Source organism: Ruegeria sp. CL7 (genome assembly GCF_056536445.1).
On record NZ_JBQFPQ010000027.1, the window covers coordinates 1 to 807 of the forward strand.

At 58.2% G+C, this 807-nt stretch carries 1 protein-coding gene; it reads right to left on the reverse strand.

Annotated features, from left to right (window positions below; genetic code table 11):
* Positions 1–14: 14 nt before the first annotated feature.
* A protein-coding gene (locus tag ACR0LI_RS20795; RefSeq protein ID WP_480719187.1) for an IS5 family transposase occupies positions 15–772 on the reverse strand; the annotation gives its coding sequence in 2 pieces (ribosomal slippage) (positions 15–451 and positions 451–772; 759 coding nt in all).
* Positions 773–807 lie beyond the last annotated feature (35 nt).

An 807-nucleotide genomic window follows, 5' to 3' on the forward strand; every position in this document is an offset into this window, starting at 1 on the left:
TCTAGGGTCAGGACTCATAACCAATAAATGACGGTTGCGGCGAGGGCGATGGCGGAGAGGAAGACCTTCGGGCATCTGTCGTATCTGGTCGCCACACGCCTCCAATCCTTGAGCCTGCCGAACATGATCTCGATGCGGTTGCGGCGTTTGTAGCGGCGCTTGTCGTACTTCACCGGCTTCTTCCGCTGTTTCCTGCCAGGGATGCAGGCGCGTATCCCTTTGTATTTCAAGGCTTCTCTGAACCAGTCGGCGTCGTAGCCACGGTCTCCGAGCAGCCAGTCGACATTCGGCAGACTGCTCAGCAATGCCCGTGCGCCGATGTAGTCGCTGACCTGACCGGCGGTGACGAACAGGTTGAGCGGCCGGCCTTGGCTATCGCAAATAGCGTGCAGCTTGGTATTCATGCCGCCTTTCGTCCGACCAATCAGGCGTGCACGCCCCCCTTTTTGACGCCCATGCTGGTCGCTGTCCGGTGGGCTTTGAGATAAGTCGCGTCGATCATTACGGTCTTCTTCTCGCCGTGTTCGGCGGCGAGACCGGCCATCATCCGGGCAAAAACGCCCTTGTCGCTCCATCGCTTCCAGCGATTGTAGAGCGTCTTGTGAGGACCATAGACAGCGGGAGCATCGCGCCATCGCAAACCATTGCGGTTGATAAAGATTATCCCGCTCAACACACGCCGGTCATCGACACGCGGCTTACCGTGAGACTTGGGAAAGAAGGGCTCAAGACGCGCCATCTGCGCGTCGGTCAACCAGAAAAGATCAGACATGTTCACCGCTCGGTTTTCAGCCGTGAATCATGCCG